Raw genomic sequence first — 16,728 nt, forward strand, 5'->3', positions numbered from 1 at the left:
CCGCCGGAGTCGAGCCTTTGCCGGTAGGCGTCGTAATGGTCGTATTGGTCGCAACACCGCCGTGACCTCGGAGTGTTTGCATGTGGACCGTGAAGTGGGTCCGTGACGCCTCCCTCGGCACCCAGCTGTTCGTGCTCCAGATGGCGATCGTGCTGCTCGCCGTGGGGAGCACCGCCGGCGTGTGGGCGCAGCACACGCGCAGCCAGCTCGACGGCCGCTACCAGCAGCGGGCGCTGGCCATCGCGCAGTCCGTGGCCGGGCTGCCGCAGGTGCGCGAGGCGTTCGAGCTGCGCCGGCCGGAGTCCGTGCTCCAGCCGCTGGCGCTCAGCGTGCAGCAGACCACCGGCGCCGACTACGTGGTGATCGCCAACGACGACCAGATCCGCTACGCCCACCCCAACGCCTCGCTCATCCGCAAGCAGCTGTCGACCGACGGCACCTACGTGCTCACCACCGGCCGCGACTGGGTCGGCACCGAGAAGGGCACGATCGGCGTCACCGTGCGCGGCAAGACGCCGGTCCTGGACGAGTACGGCGACGTCATCGGCCTGGTCTCGGTCGGCGTGCTGGAGACGACCGTCACGGGCGAGGTCGCCGAGGCGCTGCCGCCGCTGCTGTGGACGGCGACGGCGGTGCTGCTGGCCGGGCTCGCGGCGGCCGCGCTGATCACCGCGCGGGTGCGCCGGCAGACGTTCGGCCTGGAGCCGGGCGAGATCGCCGCCCTGCTGGAGCAGCGCGAGGGCGTGCTGCACGGCGTCAAGGAGGGCGTGCTCGCGCTCGACCTCGAAGGCCGGGTGACGCTGGTCAACGACGCCGCCCGCGAGCTGCTCGGCGACGTCGGCGACGACCTGACCCGGATGCCGGTCTCCGACCGGATGCGCGACGTGCTGGGCGGCGCCGACCCGGGCGAGGACCGGATCGTCCTGCACGGCGACCGGGTGCTGGTGCTCAACCGCACCCCGGTGTCCGTGCGCGGCCAGCAGCGAGGGTGGGTGGTCACGCTGCGCGACCGCACCGAGCTCGTACGGCTGGCGCGCGAGCTGGACGACACCAGCAGCGCCACGGGAGCGCTGCGGGCCCAGGCGCACGAGTTCGCCAACCGCATGCACACCGTCGTCGGGCTGCTGGAGCTGGGCGAGCACGAGGCGGCGATCGCGTTCATCACCAGCGGCACCCCGGCCGCCTACCTCGGCGACCTGCGCGAGAAGGTCGAGGACCCGACGCTGGCCGCGCTGCTGCTGGCCAAGTCGGCCGAGGCCGCCGAGCGCGGCGCCCGCCTGGTGCTCTCCGGCGACTCCCGGGTGCCGGCGGACGTGCTCGGCGATCCGCAGGACGCGGTCCTGGTGGTCGGCAACCTGGTTGCCAACGCGATCGACGCGCTCGACGGCGCCGCCGGCACGATCGAGGTCTCGGTCGTGGCCGACGCGGCCGGGCTGCGCGTACGGGTCGGCGACTCCGGGCCCGGCATCATGCCCGACCTGGTCGAGGAGGTGTTCCGGGAGGGGTTCACCACGAAGGCGGCCCACTCCGGGCCGCGCGGTCTCGGCCTGGCGCTGACCCGGCAGGCGTGCCTGCGCCGGGGCGGCTGGGTCAAGGTGCGCAACTCGGGCGGCGCGGTGTTCACCGCCCACCTGCCCGCCGAGGAGGTGACGGTGTGAGCATCCGCGTGCTGGTGGTGGACGACGACTTCATGGTGGCGCGCGTGCACGGCGCCTATGTGGCGCGGGTGCCCGGCTTCGAGGTCGTCGCGACGGTCGGCAACGGCGCCGGGGCGCTCGCGGCGGTGACCGAGCACCGGCCGGACCTGGTGCTGCTCGACATCTACCTGCCCGACATGTCGGGCCTGGCGGTGCTGCAGGCGCTGAGCGGCGTCGACGTGCTCGTGATCAGCGCCGCCCGCGACGTGCCCACGGTCCGCGCGGCGATGCGCGGCGGCGCGATCAACTACCTCATCAAGCCGTTCACCGCCGACGCGCTGACCGAGCGGCTGCGCCACTACGCCGACACCCGGCGGCGGCTCCACGCCATCGGCCCCGAGGCCCGCCAGGACGACGTGGACCGCCTGTTCGGCACGCCGGCCGCCGCCGCGCCGCTGCCCAAGGGGCTGTCCCCCGCCACCTGCGCGCTGGTCGCCGACACCCTCCGCGACGCCGGCCGCGACCTGTCGGCGGCCGAGACGGCGCAGCTCGCGGGCCTGTCGCGGGTCAGCGCCCGCCGCTACCTCGAACACCTGTGCGCGGGAGGGCGGGCGGAGCTGCGGCCCCGCTACGGCACGGCCGGGCGTCCGGAGCACCGGTACCGCTGGCTCGGCTGACACAGTTCCGTAGTCTTTTCTCGTGACATATGCCGACCCTCGTGCCTTACTGTTGCCTGAGACTTGGCTGCGGAACGGGAGGAGATTGAGGCGTGCGTAACGCCGGACCGATCGAATCACCGACCGACCCGTTCGCCTCGGTGCCCCTGCCCTCGCGCGGCACCAGCAGGAAGCCGAAGATCGAGGGCCTGCCCCCGGGCGTCTCCCGCGACATCTTCGGCCCGCAGGAGCAGCCGCCGCAGGAGCCCCGCCCGCAGGAGCCGCCCAAGAGCGGCACCCTGCCCCCGGTGCCGACCGCGTCGCAGCCCTGGCCGGTCAACGGCAACGGGTCCGAGCCGCCGCCGTTCGGCATGCGCACGCCGCTGGAGCGGCCCCCGGCGCCCGACGCCGACCCGCCCCGCAAGCGCCGCCTGCTGCCCGGCATCGCCGTGCTCGTGCTGCTCGCCCTCGCCCTGGCCTACCTGGTCCCGGCCGTGCTCATGTCCGACGCCGTGCTGCGCGGGACCCGCGTGGGCGGCGTCGACATCGGCGGCATGACCGTCACCCAGGCGGCCGACAAGCTGCGCAGCGAGCTCGCCGTCAAGCTCAACAAGCCCGTCGTCGTCGACCTCGGCGGGCGCAAGGACACCATCCAGCCCGACGAGGCCGGGCTGGAGCTCGACGTGGTGGCCACGATCGGCCAGGCGCCCAGCGGCTTCCCCAGCCCGATCGAGGTGTGGCGGGCGCTCACCACCACGACCGACATCGAGCCGAAGGTCACCGTCGACCCCTCCCAGCTCACCAGGACCGTCGAGGCGCTGGCCGAGACCGTCGACCGGCGGCCGCACGAGGGCCGCGTCACGTACAAGGGGCTGCGCCCGGTGGCGACGCAGCCGCGCTCGGGCGCGCTGCTCGACCGCGGCGAGGCCGTCCGCGTGATCAGCGAGGCCTTCCTGAACGGCACCGGCACCGCGATCGTCAGCCTGGTGCCTGCCGAGCCCGCCACCAGCGCCCGCGCCGTCCAGAAGGCCACCGCGCAGGCCAGGCGGGCGGTGTCCGCGCCCATCACGCTGACCCTCGGCGGCAAGCAGGCGCAGCTCACCCCGGCCACGATCGCCGCCAACCTCACCTTCGTGCCCGACGGCGACGGGGGGCTGCGGCCCGACTTCGACGCCAAGGGAGCGCTGGCCACCGTCGAGAGCAGCCTGGTGGACGCGACCCAGGTGCCGCGCGACGCCACGTACGAGATCGTGAACGGCAAGCCCGTGCTCGTGCCCTCGCGCGAGGGCCGGGGCGTCAGCGCCAAGGCGCTCGCCCGCGACGTGGTCAAGCTGGTGCGGAGCGGCGGGAACCGGGTCGTCCCCGTGACGCTGGCCGACGCCCCGCCCGAGGTCACCACCGAGCAGGTGGCCGACCTCGGCATCAAGGAGACGGTGTCGTCGTTCACCACGACCTTCGACTGCTGCCTGCCGCGCGTGACCAACATCCGCCGGATGGCCGAGCAGGTCGACGGGGTCCTGGTCAAGCCCGGCGAGACGTTCTCGCTCAACGAGCTGGTGGGGGAGCGCACCGCCGAGGGCGGCTACGTGCCGGCCGACCAGATCGTCGGCGGCCGGACGCTCACGATCATGGGCGGCGGGGCCTCCCAGTTCGCCACCGCGCTCTACAACGCCGCCTACTACGGCGGCTTCGAGGACGTCGAGCACACGCCGATGGACTACTTCTCCGCCCGCTACCCGGCGGGCCGCGACGCCGCGCTGCTCTACCCCGACCTGGACCTGAAGTGGCGCAACGACTCCGACCACGGGGTGCTGATCAAGACCTCGTCCACGGCCACGTCGGTGTCCGTCGTGCTGTGGAGCACCAGGCGCTACGACGAGATCAAGGCCGTCGAGTCCGACCGGCGGGAGTTCACCCCGTTCCGCCGTGAGACCAGCGACGCCGCCGGCTGCCGGCCCACCACCGGCCAGCAGGGCTTCACCGTCGACGTCACCCGGGTCTTCATCCGCGACGGCGAAGAGATCAAGCGGGACAAGAAGGTCACCACGAAGTACCGCCCCCAGGCCCAGGTGGTGTGCACCGGCTAGGGCGTGACCGCGAGGATCCGGTCGTCGCCCGCGCGCGGCTCGCCCCGGCCGTCCCTGTTGCTGGTGCCCACCCACAGCCCGCCGCCGGGGGCGGCGGTCACCGCGCGGAGCCTGCCGTACGTGCCGCCGTAGTGCGCGACCGGCGTGCCCGGCGAGCCGTCGGCGGCCAGCGGGATCTGCCACAGCCGTTCGCCGCGCAGCGCGCCCATCCACAGCGAGCCGCCGGCGAACGCCAGACCGGACGGTGACGCCTCGGAGGTGTCCCAGGTGACGACCGGATCGGTGAACTCCGGGGCGCCGCCCCGGCCCTCCACCTCCGGCCAGCCGTAGTTGCCGCCCGCCTCGATCAGGTTGAGCTCGTCGTGGGCGTCGGCGCCGAACTCGGAGGCGTACAGCCGGCCCGAGCCGTCCCAGGCCAGGCCCTGCACGTTGCGGTGGCCCAAACTGTAGACGAGCGTGCCGAACGGGTTGCCGGGAGCCGGCCGCCCGTCGGCCGTCATGCGCAGGATCTTGCCCGCGAGCGAGTCGCGGTCCTGCGACAGGGACCGGTCGCCGGTCTCGCCGGTGGTGGCGTACAGGTGGCCGTCGGGGCCGAACGCCAGCCGCCCGCCGTTGTGGACGGTCCCCTTCGGGATGCCCTGGACGATCACCCGCGGCTCCGACAGCGTGTCGCCGGTCAGCCGGTAGCGGACGATCCGGTTGTCGGAGGCGGCCGAGCAGTACACGAACACCTGCTCGCCCCTGACCGCCACGCCCATCAGGCCGCCCTCGCCGCCGGGCGTCACGCCCTCGATCACGGCCAGCTCCCGCGCCTGGCCCGCCGGGGTGACCCGCAGCAGCCTGGCCGAGTCGCGCTCGGTCACCAGCGCGTCGCCGCCCGGCAGGAACGCGATCGCCCACGGCACGGCCAGGTCGCGCGCCACCACGCGCGGCTCGCCGGGCGACGGCCCGCCGGACGCCGAGGCGGCCGGCGGCCCTCCACCCTGCTCAGAGGCGGCCGGCGGCCCCCCGCCCTGGTCAGAGGCGGCCGGCGGCACCCCGCCCGCGCCGGAACAGGCGGCGAGCGCCACCGCGAGCATGGTCAGCCAGAGTGCCCTCATGTCTCCCATACTTGCCCCCGAGCCATAAAGTTTCCCGCATGAAGATCTGGGTCCCGTACGAGTCGGTCGCCGAAGTCCTGTCCGATCTGCCGGGTGTGGCGTGCACCGTGTACGACGGCACCGGGCCGGAGCCCGACGGGATCGAGGACGTCGAAGTGTGGATCCCGCCCCTGGTCACCGTGCCGGACGTGCCGGGCACGCTGGCGCGGATGCGGTCGCTGCGCCTGGTCCAGACCGTCACCGCGGGCGTGGACGCCTACCGGCCGCACCTGCCGGAGGGCGCGGTGCTGTGCAACGCGCGCGGCGTGCACGACGCGGGCACCGCCGAGTGGGCCGTCGGCGCGATGATCGCGGTGCTGCGCGAGTTCCCCGGCTTCACCGACGCCCAGCGCCGCGGCGAGTGGACCTACCGCCACACCGGCGTGCTGGCCGACTCCACCGTGCTGATCGTCGGCTACGGCTCCATCGGCCAGGCGCTCGAACGCCGCCTCGACGGCTTCGAGGTCGAGGTCGTCCGGGTCGCCAGGAGCGCCCGCGAGGGCGTCCACGGCCTGGCCGAGCTGCCCGCCCTGCTGCCCGGGGCCGACGTCGTGGTGCTGCTCGTGCCCGCCACGCCCGACACCGCCGGCCTGGCCGACGCCGCGTTCCTGTCGCGGATGAAGGACGGCGCGGTGCTGGTCAACGCGGCCAGGGGCGGCGTCGTCGACACCGACGCCCTGCTCGCCGAGCTCAAGAGCGGCAGGCTGCGGGCCGCGCTCGACGTGACCGCGCCCGAGCCGCTGCCGGCCGGCCACCCCCTGTGGAGCGCGCCGGGCGTCTTCATCACGCCGCACGTGGCGGGCAGCACGCCCGCCTCCGACCGCCGCATGCTCCGGCTCATGCGCGCGCAATTGACGCGCTATCTCGCGGGCGAGCCGCTCGACAACGTCATCACCGACGCGTATTGAGAGGAATCCGGACCGTGGCTGGTCCGTGACCTGCGGTGCGTACGGTGGCGTCTAACCAAGGTTTCCTGACTTCCTGTCAAGGAAATCCTGGCGGCAATCAGGTCCGTGTGGTTATCAGATCGGTGACGACATCGGCGTTGTCACCACCCGCGCACCACCGACCGCACACACTGGCGATGTGCACCGCCGACCGGCGGTTCACGGGAGCAGGGTTCGAGACGGGATGGGCGACGACTGTGATCCGCTGGCGTGATCCACGGGCACCGCTGACCGCCGCGGCGGCGATCGGTGCCGCGGGGTTCGCGGCTGCGCTCCTTGCGGGCGGCCCGGCCCTCGTCATCGGCGCGGTCGCCGGCTGCCTCGCCGCGCTGCTGGCCACCGTGTCACTGCTGGCCGCCTCGGTGCGGCCGGCCGAGCACCCCTCGGCGGCACTCGGCATCCGCTGGATGGCCGGTGGCGCCGCCATCTGGGCCGCCGGCGTGGCGCTGCGGCCGTTCACCGACAGCTCCACGTTCATGGTGAGCTTCGCCGAGCTGCTCGTGCTGCTCGGCACCGTGCTGACCGGAGGCGGCGCGCTCGTCGCGGCCGGGCGCAGGCCGCCTGCCGCCCTGGTGCTGAGACAGCTCATCGACGCCTACCTGTGCGCCGCCTCGCTGTTCCTGATCGGCTGGGTGGTGGCGCTGCGCCACGTCTACGAGGCGACCGCCGACCCCGCGCTGTTCGCCTTCGCCATGCTGCCGCCGATGCTCGCACTGGTGGCGACCTGCGCCGTGGCGCCGTCCGTGGCCGCGGTGCGCTCCGCCGCGTGGCCGCTCGGCCTGGCGAGCGTGGGCGTGCTCGCCACCACGACCGTGGCCGGCATGGCGACCGCCGTGGCCCGGCTCGACGGCGGCGCGCCGCCCGTGTGGAGCATGGTCATCACGCCGGTGGCCTTCCTGCTGCTGGCCGCCGTGCCCTGGCTGCGCCCGCGCCAGGTCACCGCCGCGCAGGCGCCTGACAACCTGGTGGACGCGCTGCCGCTGGCGCTGGTCGCCGTCGCCACCGTCACGATGCTCGCGCACCTGGCCGGCGGCATGCGCCAGCCCCCCGCCACCGGCGTCGTGGCGGTCGCCGCCTCCGTCGTGCTGCTCCTGCTGCTGCGCGTGTTCGTGCTGTCGGGGGCCAACGCGCGGCTGCGCACGCTCGTCTCGCTCGGCGACACGCAGCTGCGCGAGCTGGCCGAGAGCACCGGCGACGTGGTGCTCATCTGCGACTACGACGGCATGGTGCACGAGATCGGCGACGGCATCGAGGTCACCTACGGCTACCGCCCCGAGGACGTGATCGGCGGGTCGATCTTCGACTACATCCACCCCGAGGACGTGCCGCACATCCAGTCGGCGCTGCACGGCATGGGCCCCGACGGCGACGACGAGGAGGCCAGCCCCGGCGCCTGCCTGATCGCCTGCCGGGTGCGGGCCGCCGACGGCACCTGGCGGCCCACCGAGTCGGTCGCCACCCGCCACGCGGGCGGCGAGGACCAGGTCCTGGTCACCACCCGCGACATCAGCGACGAGGAGGCCCTGCGCAACCAGGTCGCCCACCTGACCTTCCACGACGGCATCACCGGGCTGCCCAACCGCTCCTACTTCGAGGAGCGCACCCGCGAGGTGCTGACCGGCCGCAGCGTCGGCCAGGTCGCCGTCATCTTCCTCGACCTCGACGGGTTCACCTCGGTCAACGACTCGGTGGGCCACGCCAGCGGCGACTACCTGCTCGGCCAGGCCGCGCGCCGGCTGCGCGGCGCGGTGCGCCACGACGACACGCTGGCCCGGTGGGGCGGCGACGAGTTCGCCGTGCTGCTGGAGACCGGCGGGGAGGCGCAGCTCGCCGTCGACCTCGCCGAGCGGCTGGTGCGGGCGGTCTCGCAGGAGCCGTTCCGGGTGGCCGACCGTGACGTGGCGCTGACCGCCAGCGTCGGCGTGGCCTTCGCCGAGGACGACCTGCCCGCCGGCGACCTGATCCGCAACGCCGATGTGGCCATGGCGCGGGCCAAGGAGCTGGGCGGGCGCCGGGTCGAGGTGTTCGCCGCGCAGATGCACGCCGACGTGCTGCGCCGCCTGGAGCTGGCCGCCGACCTGCAGCGGGCGCTGATCGAGCAGCAGTTCGCGATCGAGTACCAGCCGGTGGTCGACCTGGCGACCTCGCGGGTGACCGCGGTCGAGGCGCTGGTGCGCTGGTGGCGCGGCTCGGTGTTCGTGCCGCCCGACCAGTTCCTCGGCCCGGCCGAGGACACCGGGCTGATCGTGCCGCTGGGCGAGTGGATCCTGCGCGAGGCGTGCCGTGAGGTGGCCGCCTGGCGGGCCTCGTCCTGGGACATCGGGCTGTCGCTCAACCTGTCGGCCCGGCAGATCACCGCGCCCCGCTTCGTCGAGACCGTGCGGGAGGCGCTGGAGGAGAGCGGGCTGCCCGCCTCCGCGCTGACCCTCGAAGTGATCGAGGAGATGCTCGTCGAGGACGCCGAGGAGACGGTCAAGCGGTTGTCGGAGCTGCGCGCTCTCGGCGTGCGGCTGGCGATCGACGACTTCGGCACCGGCTACGCCTCGCTGGCGTTCCTCAGGCAGCTCCCGGTCGACATGATCAAGATCGACCCGTCGTTCGTGTCCGGGCTGGGCCGCGACGACACGCTGACGCTGCTCACCCGCACGATCGTGCGGCTCGGCCACGACCTGGGCCTGACCGTGGTCGCCGAGGGCATCGAACGCCCGGAGCAGCTTGAGCTGCTGCGTGAGATGGGCTGCATGAAGGGCCAGGGCTTCCTGGTCGCGCGGCCCATGGCGGCCAGGGGCGTCGACTCGCTGATGAGGACGAGTCTCACCGTGTGAGACGTGTTTCTCACCAAGTTGACACCTGGTGCTTCCGACCAGCTATGGTGTTAGACATGCTTCGCAGTGGGATTCTCGTAGTACTTCGCCGGCGCGCAGGCCGTTAGCGAAGCACTCCGACCTGCGCGCCGCCCCAGCCCCGCCGTTCGTCCGGCGGGGAGGGGCATTTTTTATGTCCTGAACGTGTGACCACGCAAGGAACGAGCCGATGACCGAACGGATGACAGGTGCACAGGCCCTGGTCAGGGCGCTGGAGCACGTGGGAGTCGACACCGTGTTCGGGATCCCGGGCGGCGCCATCCTCCCGGCTTACGATCCCCTCTACGACTCGACCAAGGTCCGGCACGTGCTCGTACGGCACGAGCAGGGCGCCGGCCACGCGGCCGAGGGTTACGCGCAGGCCACCGGCAAGGTCGGCGTGTGCATGGCGACCAGCGGCCCGGGGGCGACCAACCTGGTGACGCCCATCGCCGACGCGTACATGGACTCGGTGCCGATCGTGGCGATCACCGGGCAGGTGGCGAGCAAGTCGATCGGCACGGACGCCTTCCAGGAAGCCGACATCTCCGGCATCACCATGCCGATCACCAAGCACAACTTCCTGGTCACCGACCCGGCCGACATCGCCCGCACGATCATGGAGGCGTTCCACATCGCCTCCACCGGCCGTCCCGGCCCGGTGCTGGTCGACATCGCCAAGGACGCCCTGCAGGCGGAGACCACGTTCAGCTGGCCGCCGACGATGCAGCTGCCCGGCTACCGGCCGGTGACCCGGCCGCACTCCAAGCAGATCCGCGAGGCGGCCAAGCTGATCGCCGAGGCCCGCCGCCCGGTGCTCTACGTGGGCGGCGGCGTGCACAAGGCCCGCGCCTCCGAGGAGCTGATCCGGCTGGCCGAGCTGACGCGCATCCCGGTCGTGACGACGCTGATGGCGCGCGGCACGTTCCCCGACAGTCACCCGCAGCACATGGGCATGCCGGGCATGCACGGCAGCGTCTCGGCCGTGGGCGCGCTCCAGCAGGCCGACCTGCTCATCGGGCTGGGCGTCCGCTTCGACGACCGCGTCACCGGGCAGTTGTCCACGTTCGCGCCCTACGCCAAGGTCGTCCACGCGGACATCGACCCGGCGGAGATCTCCAAGAACCGCCACGCGGACGTGCCGATCGTGGGCGACTGCAAGGAGGTCATCGGCGACCTGATCGCCGCCGTCGAGGCCGCCGGGGCCCAGGGCGACTACGACGAGTGGTGGACGATCCTCAACGGCTACAAGCAGACCTACCCGCTGGGCTACGAGGAGTTCGAGGACGGCTCGCTGGCCCCGCAGTACGTCATGGAGCGGCTGAGCGCCATCGTCGGTCCCGACGCCTACTACGTTGCGGGCGTCGGCCAGCACCAGATGTGGGCCTCGCAGTTCGTCCGCTACGAGAGGCCGGGCCGGTTCATCAACTCCGGCGGCGCCGGCACGATGGGCTTCGCGGTGCCGGCGGCGATGGGCGCCAAGATGGGCCGCCCGGACGACGTCGTGTGGGCCATCGACGGCGACGGCTGCTTCCAGATGACCAACCAGGAGCTCGCCACCTGCGCGCTGGAAGGCGTGCCCGTCAAGATCGCCGTCATCAACAACGGCAACCTGGGCATGGTCCGCCAGTGGCAGACCCTCTTCTACGACCAGCGCTACTCCAACACCGACCTCCAGGCGACCCGCCGCATCCCCGACTTCGTCAAGCTGGCGGAGGCCTATGGTTGTGTTGGCCTGCGGTGCGAGCGTCCCGAAGACGTCGACGCGACCATCAAGAAGGCCATGGAGATCAACGACGTGCCCGTGGTGGTGGACTTCGTCGTCCACCAGGACGCCATGGTCTGGCCCATGGTCGCGGCCGGCACGAGCAACGACGACATCAAGATCGCCCGTGACATGGCGCCGAAGTGGGAGAGCGACGATGAGTAGACACACGCTTTCTGTGCTCGTGGAGAACAAGCCGGGTGTGCTCGCCCGGGTGTCCGCGCTGTTCAGCAGGCGGGGCTTCAACATCGACTCGCTGGCCGTCGGGCCCACCGAGCACGACGACATCTCCCGTATGACGATCGTGGTCAGCGTCGAGGAGCTGCCGCTTGAGCAGGTCACCAAACAGCTCAACAAGCTGGTGAACGTGCTGAAGATAGTGGAGCTCGACACCTCGCAGTCCGTTCAGCGCGAGCTCATGCTGATCAAGGTCAAGGCCGACGCCGACAGCCGCTCGCACGTGCTGGAGCTCGTCCAGCTCTTCCGTGCGCGCTGCGTGGACGTGGCGGCCGACGCGGTGACCATCGAGGTCACCGGCACTCCCGACAAGCTCGAGGCCTTCGTCAAGGTCCTGGAGCCGTTCGGGATCAAAGAGCTCGTCCAGTCGGGCATGGTGGCCATCGGCCGCGGCGCCCGTTCCATCACTGACCGGTCCCTCAGGGCACTGGACCGTACCGCCTGAAAGGTTTTCAGCAAGTGACCGAGATTTTCTACGACGACCAGGCCGACCTGTCGATCATCCAGGGGCGCCGTGTGGCCGTGCTGGGGTACGGCAGCCAGGGCCACGCCCACGCGCTCTCCCTGCGTGACTCCGGTGTCGACGTGCGCGTCGGCCTGCCGGAGGGCTCCAAGAGCCGCGAGAAGGCCGAGAACGACGGCCTGCGCGTGCTCACGCCGGGTGAGGCGGTGAAGGAGGCCGACGTCACGATGATCCTGGCGCCGGACCACATCCAGCGCCACCTCTACGCCGAGCACGTCGCGCCCAACCTCAAGGAGGGCGACGCGCTCTTCTTCGGCCACGGCCTCAACATCCGCTACGGCCTCATCGAGGCGCCCGAGGGCGTCGACGTGTGCATGGTCGCCCCCAAGGGCCCCGGCCACCTCGTCCGCCGCCAGTTCGAGGCGGGGCGAGGCGTCCCGTGTCTCGTCGCGGTGGAGAAGGACGCCTCCGGCAAGGCCCTCGACCTGGCGCTCTCCTACGCCAAGGGCATCGGCGGCACCCGCGCCGGGGCGCTGAAGACCACGTTCACCGAGGAGACCGAGACCGACCTGTTCGGCGAGCAGGCCGTGCTGTGCGGCGGCGTCTCCGAGCTGATCAAGGCGGGCTTCGAGACGCTCATCGAGGCCGGCTACCAGCCGGAGGTGGCCTACTTCGAGTGCCTGCACGAGATGAAGCTCATCGTCGACCTCATGTACGAGGGCGGCATCTCGAAGATGTACTGGTCGGTGTCCGACACCGCCGAGTACGGCGGCTACACCCGCGGCCCGCGCGTCATCACCGACGAGACCCGTGAGGAGATGCGCCGCATCCTGGGTGAGATCAAGGACGGCACCTTCGCCCGGCAGCTCGTCGAGGAGTTCGACGGCGGCCAGAAGGAGTTCGCCCGTCACCGTGAGGAGCTGGCGGAGGACCCGATCGAGAAGACCGGCGCCAAGCTGCGCCCGATGATGAGCTGGCTGAAGGGCTGAGTTCGCGCGTTCGCGGCGGACGGGCGGGGGCGCTGATGCGCCCCCGCCCGTTGCTTTGGGCCTGGTGTCGCCGCGTGTCTCGTCAATGATCCGCAATGCGTGACCGCGTTAACCCCCGTCTTCGCAAAAGGACCGTTTCCGCACGTCAAAAGCAGATTAGCGGCGTTTGCCGCTGACGATCACCGGGAAGATCTCCTCCCGCTACCGACGGAGAGTAGTCGATAGGTAACAAAGGGGATTCGTATGTACAAGACGGGGCTCATCCTGGCCGGTCTGGTCGGCGGGATGGTCATGCTGGGCGGCGGTCCCGCGCTCGCCGAAGGTTACGCGATGAACACCGCCTCGGTGGTCGCGTGGCCCACGCATGGGGACGACGACAACAACGACAACGACATCCGCGCGTACGGCGAGCGGAACAACTTCGGCGAGGACAACGACGACGAAGTCGAGGGGCAGTGGAACAACAACGGGTCGGACGACGACGTCCTTGACCTGGACATTCTCAACCAGGTCCTCTCGGACATCCTGACCGCGAAGGACTAGTCGTCCCAAGCACCGTTACGGGGCCCGCCTCTCCGGAGGCGGGCCCCGTCGCTGTGTCAGCCCTCGTAGCTGAACGAGGCGGCGAACGAGTCGCGGGCGATGCGGTCGAGCTGCGCCTCCGTCAGGCCGAGCTCGTCGCGCAGGGCACGGTAGTTGTCCTCGACGTAGCCGCCGAAGTAGGCCGGGTCGTCGGAGTTCACGGTCACGACCAGGCCCTCGTCGAGCATCGCGGGCAGGATGTGGTCACGCAGCGACGGCACCGCGCGCAGCCGCACGTTCGACAGCGGGCACACGGTCAGCGGGATGCGCTCGTCGCGCAGGCGCGCCACCAGCTCCGGGTCCTCCATGGCGCGGATGCCGTGGTCGATCCGCTCCACGCGCAGGATGTCCAGCGCCTCCCACACGTAGTCGGGACCGCCCTCCTCGCCGGCGTGCGCCACCCGGCGCAGCCCCTCGGCGGCGGCCAGCTCGAAGACCCGGCGGAACAGCGACGGCGGATGGCCGACCTCGGCCGAGTCCAGCCCGACCCCGATGAACTGGTCCCGGAACGGCAGCGCCGCCCGCAGCACCCGCTCGGCCTCCTCCGGGCCCTGGTCGCGCAGGAAGCACAGGATCAGCGACGCGGAGAACGGCCCGTCCTTGATGGCGCCCGTCAGCCCGGCGAACACCGCCTCCAGCGGCACCCCGCGCGCCAGGTGGGCCTGCGGGTCGAAGAAGATCTCCGCGTGCCGCACGCCCTGCGCCTCGGCCCGTCGCAGGTAGGCGGCGGTCAGGTCGTAGAAGTCGCGGTCGGTGCGCAGGACCGCCATGTTCTCGTAGTAGACGTCCAGGAACGACTGGAGGTTCGTGAAGTCGTAGCGCGCCCGGATGGCGTCCACGTCGAAGGTCGGCAGCGCGACCCCGTTGCGCCGGGCCAGCTCGACGACGAGCTCCGGTTCGAGGGTGCCTTCGATGTGCAGGTGGAGTTCGGCTTTGGCGCGCATGGATCGAGTAAACCCGACCATGACCGGCCGAGGTATCGTGCGAACCTCCGAACCTTCGCTGTTTGACCTGGCATAACATGAGATTTCATGAGGTTGGCGGAGCTGTTGGCGCGTGACGACCTCCGGCTGACGCTCGTCACCGGCACCGGGACGCTCGACCGGGAGGTACGCCGCGCGTACCCGACGGACCTGCCCGATCCCCGCCGCTACCTGCGGCCCGGTGACCTGGTGCTGACCAGCGGGGTCTGGTACGGCGAGCCGGCCGACTGCGAGAGGTTCGCCGACGCCCTGTGGGCGAGCGACGTCGCCGGGCTGGTCGTGGGCCTGATCGTGCTGGGCGAGCTGCCGCAGGCGCTGGTGACGGCGTGCGAGCGGCGCAGGGTGCCGCTGATCCTGGCCGCGCCCGACCAGTCGTTCGGCGCGATCACCGAGGCGGTGGTTGCGGAGGCGTTCGCCGCCGAGCGGCGCCGGGCCGAGCGGGGCCGCGCGCAGACGCTGCTGGACGTGCTCGCCTCCCAGCAGATCGCGCCCGGCGAGGTGTCGGCGCACCTGCGGCTGCTCGGCGCCGATCCGGGCCTGCCGACGACCGCGATGGTGGTCAGCGGGCCGGGCGGGCACGACCTGCCCGCGATGCTGCACGAGGCGCTGGCCAGGAAGGGCCGCCACCTGATCGTCGGCGGCCGGGCCGACGAGGCGATCGTGCTGGTCAACGGCAGGGCGACGCGCAAGGCGCTGAGCGAGGAGCTGCGCGCCCTGGCGGCCGACCAGCCGGGGCTGCGGCTCGCGGCCGGCATCAGCGACGCGACGGCCAGCGTGTCGCAGCTCGGCGAGGCGCTGGAGACCGCGCGCCGGGGCATGGAGTCGGCCCGCGACGGCGAGGGCCCGGTGTCGATCATGTCGGTGGCCGACATCGACAGCTACGACCTGCTGCTGGCCGCGCTGCCGATGGGCGTGCGCCGCTCCTTCCGCGACCACCTGCTGGGGCCGGTCGAGGAGTACGACGCGCGCCACGGCTCGGAGCTGCTGCGCACGCTGGACGTGTTCCTGGAGACGTGCGGCTCCTGGCAGCGCGCCGCCGACGAGCTGTACGTGCACGTCAACACGTTGCGCTACCGGATGCAGCGGGTCGAGGAGCTGACCGGCCGCCGCATGTCGTCGATGCGCGACCGGACGGACCTCTACCTGGCCCTCAGGGCAGGGCAGCTCGGGTCAGGACAGCACAGGTCAGGGGAGGCGGCCGGCGACGACGTGACCCCGTGACACCACGGCGACGATGTTGTCCACGGTCAGGTCCTCGATGCGCTCCCACGGCCGCCCGCGCATCACGAGCAGGTCGGCGCCGAGGCCGGGGGCGATCCGGCCGACGGGCATGCGGATCGCGTCGGCGGCGTCGGAGGTGGCCGCGCGCAGCGCCGCGCCCGCGTCCATGCCGAACACCCGGGTCATGTGCACGATCTCGGCGAGCTGGTCGCCGAACTGCACGTGGTGGCCGTTGGCGTCGGTGCCCAGCACGAACCGGACGCCGAGCCTGGCCGCCTCCGCGAACAGCGCGTCACGCTGGACCACCAGCTCGCCGGCCTTGATGCGGGCGTCCTCGGGGACCGGGACGCGGCCCTCGGTGATGGCCTCGTTGATCAGCAGCGTCGGCGCGACCGGGGTGCGCTGGGCGGCCAGCTTCTCGGCCAGGTCGCGGCTCATCAGCGTGCCGTGCTCGATGGAGTCGACGCCCTCCTCGACGGCCACCCGGATGCCGTCCTCGGTGTGGGCGTGGGAGGCGACGAGCATGCCGAGCGCGTGCGCCTCGTCGACGACGGCCCGGATCTCCTCGCGGGTGTAGTTGCGCCAGACGCTCTTGTCGCCGATGGACAGCACGCCGCCGCTGGTCGTGAGCTTGATGCCGTCCATGCCGGCGCGGGCCCAGGCGCGCACCAGCTTGCGGCACTCGTCCGGGCCGTCGGCGGTGGGCTTGCGCAGCGGGAACGCGGGCGGCACGAACAGGTCGTTGTGCCCGGCGGTCATCCCCACCACGCCGTGCACCTGGATGCGCGGGCCGGGCAGGATGCCGGCGTCGAAGGCCCGGCGGATGGCCACCTGCGCCTCGTCCCCGGCCAGGTCGCGCAGGGTCGTGACGCCGTGGCGCATGGCCCGCTGGGCGTGCGCGACGCCGTGCAGCACCTGCTCGTCGCGGGTGGTGACCAGCGGCCAGGTGGTGAAGTCGGCCGAGCCGTCGCCCGCGTAGCCGATCAGGTGGACGTGCGTGTCCACCAGGCCGGGGATGACGCACAGGTCGTCGTCGCGCGGCGCCGCCGGGGTCACGCCGGTGATCCGGTCCGGCTCCCAGGTGAGGTCCACCGGGCCGCGTGGTTCAGTGCCGTCCCAAAGCGGGATTCCGTCCAGTCTCATTCCACCCGACGGTACCTGACCCGCTCCCGACCTGGA

13 protein-coding genes are annotated in these 16,728 nt (G+C 72.1%); 10 read left to right on the top strand and 3 right to left on the bottom strand.

All coding sequences use genetic code 11. From position 1 onward, the window contains the following. The first annotated feature begins 80 nt into the window (after positions 1 to 80). The 3 genes from AB0J53_RS24210 (at position 81) to AB0J53_RS24220 (ending at position 4,380) form a co-directional block, all read left to right on the top strand. Complete coding sequence (locus AB0J53_RS24210) at positions 81 to 1,658, top strand: sensor histidine kinase (protein ID WP_364175993.1); 1,578 nt, start codon at positions 81 to 83, stop codon at positions 1,656 to 1,658. A 32-nt stretch (positions 1,659 to 1,690) separates the two neighbouring features. Continuing rightward, positions 1,691 to 2,314, top strand: coding sequence for a response regulator (locus AB0J53_RS24215; protein ID WP_246644193.1), 624 nt, complete (start codon positions 1,691 to 1,693; stop codon positions 2,312 to 2,314). Between the two features lie 92 nt (positions 2,315 to 2,406). Further along, complete coding sequence (locus AB0J53_RS24220; protein WP_364175996.1) at positions 2,407 to 4,380, top strand: VanW family protein; 1,974 nt, start codon at positions 2,407 to 2,409, stop codon at positions 4,378 to 4,380. On the opposite strand, the gene AB0J53_RS24225 is transcribed toward AB0J53_RS24220, so the two are convergent. Beyond that, entirely contained in the window at positions 4,377 to 5,480 is a 1,104-nt protein-coding gene (locus AB0J53_RS24225; protein WP_364175998.1) for a PQQ-dependent sugar dehydrogenase, read from the bottom strand. The two genes, AB0J53_RS24220 and AB0J53_RS24225, sit on opposite strands and share 4 nt — an antisense overlap. A gap of 38 nt (positions 5,481 to 5,518) precedes the next feature. Here AB0J53_RS24225 and AB0J53_RS24230 point away from each other — a divergent pair, with 38 nt between their 5' ends. The 6 genes from AB0J53_RS24230 to AB0J53_RS24255 all read left to right on the top strand — a co-directional run bounded on the left by AB0J53_RS24230 (position 5,519) and on the right by AB0J53_RS24255 (position 13,306). Next, on the top strand, positions 5,519 to 6,427 hold the full coding sequence (locus tag AB0J53_RS24230) for a 2-hydroxyacid dehydrogenase (RefSeq protein WP_364176001.1): 909 nt from the start codon (positions 5,519 to 5,521) through the stop codon (positions 6,425 to 6,427). A gap of 236 nt (positions 6,428 to 6,663) precedes the next feature. Next, the gene (locus AB0J53_RS24235; RefSeq protein ID WP_308125625.1) at positions 6,664 to 9,291 is read left to right on the top strand and encodes an EAL domain-containing protein; all 2,628 of its coding nucleotides are present in this window, start codon (positions 6,664 to 6,666) and stop codon (positions 9,289 to 9,291) included. A 208-nt stretch (positions 9,292 to 9,499) separates the two neighbouring features. Further along, a complete protein-coding gene (locus AB0J53_RS24240; protein WP_364176004.1) occupies positions 9,500 to 11,239 on the top strand; it encodes an acetolactate synthase large subunit in 1,740 nt (579 codons plus the stop codon). Then, positions 11,232 to 11,756 carry an acetolactate synthase small subunit gene (gene ilvN, locus AB0J53_RS24245; protein WP_219501098.1) on the top strand — a complete coding sequence of 175 codons (525 nt, stop codon included), beginning with the start codon at positions 11,232 to 11,234 and terminating at the stop codon, positions 11,754 to 11,756. The genes AB0J53_RS24240 and ilvN overlap by 8 nt, the downstream gene beginning before the upstream one ends. A 23-nt stretch (positions 11,757 to 11,779) precedes the next feature. Then, positions 11,780 to 12,763, top strand: coding sequence for a ketol-acid reductoisomerase (ilvC, locus tag AB0J53_RS24250; protein ID WP_219501234.1), 984 nt, complete (start codon positions 11,780 to 11,782; stop codon positions 12,761 to 12,763). 243 nt (positions 12,764 to 13,006) lie between these two features. Further along, on the top strand, positions 13,007 to 13,306 hold the full coding sequence (locus AB0J53_RS24255) for a hypothetical protein (protein ID WP_049556833.1): 300 nt from the start codon (positions 13,007 to 13,009) through the stop codon (positions 13,304 to 13,306). Positions 13,307 to 13,362: 56 nt separating this feature from the next. Here AB0J53_RS24255 and AB0J53_RS24260 read toward each other — a convergent pair whose 3' ends face one another. Further along, positions 13,363 to 14,289 (bottom strand): adenosine deaminase, encoded by a 927-nt coding sequence (locus AB0J53_RS24260; protein ID WP_364176008.1) that lies wholly within the window; start codon positions 14,287 to 14,289, stop codon positions 13,363 to 13,365. Between the two features lie 87 nt (positions 14,290 to 14,376). On the opposite strand from AB0J53_RS24260, the gene AB0J53_RS24265 reads away from it, so the two are divergent. Then, the gene (locus AB0J53_RS24265) at positions 14,377 to 15,549 is read left to right on the top strand and encodes a helix-turn-helix domain-containing protein (protein WP_364176011.1); all 1,173 of its coding nucleotides are present in this window, start codon (positions 14,377 to 14,379) and stop codon (positions 15,547 to 15,549) included. Here the strand turns inward: AB0J53_RS24265 and AB0J53_RS24270 are convergent. Then, a complete protein-coding gene (locus tag AB0J53_RS24270; RefSeq protein WP_219501107.1) occupies positions 15,514 to 16,692 on the bottom strand; it encodes an amidohydrolase family protein in 1,179 nt (392 codons plus the stop codon). The genes AB0J53_RS24265 and AB0J53_RS24270 overlap by 36 nt on opposite strands. Between the last annotated feature and the right edge of the window lie 36 nt (positions 16,693 to 16,728).

Source organism: Nonomuraea sp. NPDC049725 (assembly GCF_040674795.1).
In the GTDB taxonomy this organism is placed as follows: Bacteria; Actinomycetota; Actinomycetes; order Streptosporangiales; family Streptosporangiaceae; genus Nonomuraea; species Nonomuraea ceibae.

Excerpts from the sequence above, each read along its gene's own strand:
- AB0J53_RS24210 (WP_364175993.1), top strand. The coding sequence starts at position 81 with ATGTGGACCGTGAAGTGGGTCCGTGACGCCTCCCTCGGCACCCAGCTG.
- AB0J53_RS24255 (WP_049556833.1), top strand. The coding sequence starts at position 13,007 with ATGTACAAGACGGGGCTCATCCTGGCCGGTCTGGTCGGCGGGATGGTC.
- AB0J53_RS24270 (WP_219501107.1), bottom strand. The coding sequence starts at position 16,692 with ATGAGACTGGACGGAATCCCGCTTTGGGACGGCACTGAACCACGCGGC.
- ilvN (WP_219501098.1), top strand. The coding sequence starts at position 11,232 with ATGAGTAGACACACGCTTTCTGTGCTCGTGGAGAACAAGCCGGGTGTG.
- AB0J53_RS24260 (WP_364176008.1), bottom strand. The coding sequence starts at position 14,289 with ATGCGCGCCAAAGCCGAACTCCACCTGCACATCGAAGGCACCCTCGAA.
- AB0J53_RS24265 (WP_364176011.1), top strand. The coding sequence starts at position 14,377 with ATGAGGTTGGCGGAGCTGTTGGCGCGTGACGACCTCCGGCTGACGCTC.
- AB0J53_RS24230 (WP_364176001.1), top strand. The coding sequence starts at position 5,519 with ATGAAGATCTGGGTCCCGTACGAGTCGGTCGCCGAAGTCCTGTCCGAT.
- AB0J53_RS24240 (WP_364176004.1), top strand. The coding sequence starts at position 9,500 with ATGACCGAACGGATGACAGGTGCACAGGCCCTGGTCAGGGCGCTGGAG.
- AB0J53_RS24215 (WP_246644193.1), top strand. The coding sequence starts at position 1,691 with ATGGTGGCGCGCGTGCACGGCGCCTATGTGGCGCGGGTGCCCGGCTTC.
- AB0J53_RS24225 (WP_364175998.1), bottom strand. The coding sequence starts at position 5,480 with ATGAGGGCACTCTGGCTGACCATGCTCGCGGTGGCGCTCGCCGCCTGT.